The following is a 3516-nucleotide window of genomic DNA, read 5'->3' as shown; positions in this document are numbered from 1 at the left end:
GATTCTGATTACCTGCAAAGGGGCGTATATCAAGTTGAGCAACGGTGAGGTCGAGATCGGGAGTCCGAAGGTGGTGCGGGTGAGGGCGCCGTTGGTGGTGACTGGACCAAGTAATCTACAGTTGGAGCAGATCAAGGCCATTGCCAAAACATTAAAACCTGGCAGACTTATACTTGCCTCAAAACCTCATGGACGTGGATTTGTTTATGATAATGAGCCTTATGAACTCTATAAAAATGGATCCTTGATTAAGGCCGGTTTGACTGATGATGAAGGTGGTATTGATTATGAATATGAACGGGAGTCAAAGTATGAGGTTAAATTGAGTAATGGATATGTCTTTAAAATAGAATATTATAATCCTAGTGAAAATGACAACGTAGATAAAAAACTTGTTCAAAATCTAACATCTTTAGGTTATCGGCATGTCGAACATGAAACACTTCGTGATAAGGATACAAGTATCATTCAGTATTTTAAACGAAAAGAGAAAAAAACAGACTGAATTAAGGAAATAAAATGGCGAAACAGAATACACAAGTTGTTAAGACGAATACAGGAGCGGCAACATTGACTTCGGCATGGTATTTGAGCTCATCAAAATATCCTTTACGAAGTGGTAATATTTTGGCTCCGTATTTCAGTGGGCAGGATATTTTCCGACAAATTGCCAATTCAATAAAAACAGCTAAAACTTCCCTTGATATTGTCTGTTGGGGGTTTGATCCTGCCATGCCGATTATTCGTGATGGTAATGCTTGGAGTGAGGATAAAAGTTATGGCGGATTATTGATTAAGGCTGCAGAAAGAGGGGTAAAAGTACGCCTTTTAATTTGGTATACACAATTGGGAAATGGTGCACAAGAAAATGTTCCTGGTATGAAAGCCAAAGTGTTAATCGTTAAAGTAAAAAGAGGTACTAAAGAAGCTACAGACTATCCTGAGAAGTGGTTTGATGATGTTTTTGCAGGGGAACATCCAAATATCAAAGTAGTTTTTCGAGATATTAAAAATCAGGGGGATATTGAAAATGAAGACGAAAGGGAAATTAGTGAAAGTGGAACTTTATCTTATCCTACTGATCACCAAAAGTCCTTTGTTGCAGATTACGGTACTGCCAATGCACATGGTTATGTGATGGGACATAACAGTCTGACTGCCTACTGGGATACTGCGAGTATGAACCATAATGAACCATTGCGTGAGCCAGGGAAAGGTCCTTGGCATGATTTTTCATTGTATGTAAAAGGACCTATTCTGATTGATCTAAATGCTAATTTTTGCGAGTCATGGGATGATAATTGTGATAATTCTTCCCACAGTAAGGGGGATAAACTTACGAAGGCGCGAAAGGGTATGGAATCTATAATGCGAGCTTCGCCGGGCCGATCTATGGCGCAAATTGTTCGAACTCGTCCTGATAAAACAGTAAACAATGCCAAAGAGAAGGAGATTCGTCGCGCTTATTTACAGGTTGCTGCCAATCCACGTCGCTATGTATTGATTGTCAATCAATATTTTCAATATGCTCGATGGGTTCGTGAACTGAAAAAACATTTTCAAGCTTATAAACAGAAAGGTGCGCGCCGTCAAATTTATATTTTTGCCTTTACCTCAGAACCTGAGAAGGATGGGATGATATTTCGTACACACCAAATGGCAAACGAACTGGGTGTAAGCGAACGGGTTGGAAAAGGGGATGAGGAGTTTTATAAACAACTGCCGAATGGAAATTATGAACTAACCTCTAAAGGAAAATCAAACGGAGCAGTGTCAAAACAACTTTATACAGATCTTCAGGCACTCGGTATTGAGACGGTGTTTTGCAACTTGAAAACCAAAGTGAATGGACAAGAACCAAAAGATATCTATATTCATGCCAAGCTGATGGTGATAGATGACGAATTTTTTACGCTTGGTTCGGCAAATTTAAATATTCGCAGTATGGCAGTAGATTCAGAATTAAATATCATTAGTGATGATGACAGTACGGCATTTTTATTTCGCAATACATTGCTAGGTCGATATTGCGGTGGTTCAATCACACAGCCTGGAATGTATGGGGATATGGGTGAATTTTTCAGGAAGTTTAAAGAGCTTGCCAACAAGAATAGACAATTCATATCACAAAAAACAAAAATTACAGGGCATGCTGCCTCTTTTGCAGACTCGCGCAGTGCTGCGGGAACAAGGGTTGCATAATGAAAAAACTGTTTTACCTTTCTTTATTTATACTTGGCCTCACTGCCTGCAATATTCAAGGAGCTTCTATGAGCGACGATTATACTCGTACCCATCCCGCCCCCAAGGCATTCGATCCCAACCGTACCCAATACACCTGCGCCACTTGGACGCCGCCGTCCAACACTGATGCCGAAGCCGAGCAATGGTATCGGGCGGCAACCTTACTCCATGCCAAAAGTTGGCGCAGAACCGCGCAAGAGTTGCAGGATATGGTGATTCTGTATGAGGCGGCGGCAAGTCGCGGACATTACCGTGCCATCAACAATCTCTACCTGCTCTACACCGGCACCCAAGGTGCGATGGGGGACTTGTTTGACCAACGTCCCGACCGCGCCCGCAAATGGTTGCATTATGGTTTGGAGAAGGATTGGGCAATAGCATACTACTGGCTGTTTGACTCTTTATATGACGGCCATGCAGGTTATTACAACCCGAAACTCGGCCTTGCCTACCTGCAAAAGGCAGTGGAATTAGGCGTCCCGTTGGCGCAGTATGAATTGGCACGGATTTACGATATAAAGCTCAAAGATTTAAAAACCACTCAAGTATTGCTTGATTGTGCCGCCAAGCAGAAATTTTCAGCGGCAATGTATGAATTGGGAATGTTGAAGGCAATGAACGGCAAATTAGATGAGGCATTGTCACTGATGCACAATGCCGTACGGTATGGAGGCGAAAAAGGGGGAATATCAGCCTTAATATTGACAGACATTTTTGGGGAGTCAAAAGGTTTTATGCAGGAATTTTCCGCTCTCCCTGCCGACCCCGTTCGAATAGCAGCCTATCATGAACTATATGTAGCACTTCAAGGCACGGACACTACCAGCGGCAATATCTTCTATACCTTCCCTCGCCTAGACGAGGTTCTGCCACTGCCTCCCGCCAAAACCCATTGGAAAGGCATCTACTCGGCAATGAGCAAGGAAGACGCGGCGTTCTACCAAAATCCGCCCGATACCGCTGCCTTAGCCGCCGATATCCTTAAACGCGGTATCGTCAAAAAAGAAGAGGTTTACTGGTCGCCGCGCCCTCCAGAGCCTCCCGAAGATCACGGGATATAAGTGGAATCAAGCCTAAATATATACCAAGGTCGTCTGAAAAGCTCAAAATTCCTTTTCAGACGACCTTTTCAGTTAAAAATAGTAAACCGCCTCGAAACGCGGTAAAATACGCTCCGTTCTTAATATTGACAGACATTTTTGGGGAGTCAAAATGTTTTATGCAGGAATTTTCCGCTATCCCTGCCGACCCCGTTCGAATAGCAGCCTATCA

General features: G+C 42.9%; 2 protein-coding genes and 1 pseudogene. All 3 read left to right on the top strand.

Annotation, left to right across the window (positions count from 1 at the left end; all coding sequences use genetic code 11):
- Positions 1-505 (top strand): annotated as a pseudogene (locus HMPREF3022_RS11790) (hypothetical protein); the annotation flags it as partial.
- A gap of 14 nt (positions 506-519) precedes the next feature.
- Positions 520-2202, top strand: a complete 1683-nt coding sequence (locus HMPREF3022_RS06135; RefSeq protein ID WP_049333677.1) for a phospholipase D-like domain-containing protein — start codon at positions 520-522, stop codon at positions 2200-2202.
- The gene (locus HMPREF3022_RS06130; protein ID WP_070765279.1) at positions 2202-3305 is read left to right on the top strand and encodes a tetratricopeptide repeat protein; all 1104 of its coding nucleotides are present in this window, start codon (positions 2202-2204) and stop codon (positions 3303-3305) included. Before HMPREF3022_RS06135 ends, HMPREF3022_RS06130 begins: the two co-directional genes overlap by 1 nt.
- Positions 3306-3516: the final 211 nt, after the last annotated feature.

This window comes from Neisseria sp. HMSC065C04, assembly GCF_001815375.1.
Lineage (GTDB): Bacteria > Pseudomonadota > Gammaproteobacteria > Burkholderiales > Neisseriaceae > Neisseria > Neisseria flavescens_D.
The sequence above is the reverse complement of the archived record's forward strand: the minus strand, read 5'-3'. Positions and strand labels throughout refer to the sequence as shown.

Excerpts from the sequence above, each read along its gene's own strand:
- HMPREF3022_RS06130 (WP_070765279.1), top strand. The coding sequence starts at position 2,202 with ATGAAAAAACTGTTTTACCTTTCTTTATTTATACTTGGCCTCACTGCC.
- HMPREF3022_RS06135 (WP_049333677.1), top strand. The coding sequence starts at position 520 with ATGGCGAAACAGAATACACAAGTTGTTAAGACGAATACAGGAGCGGCA.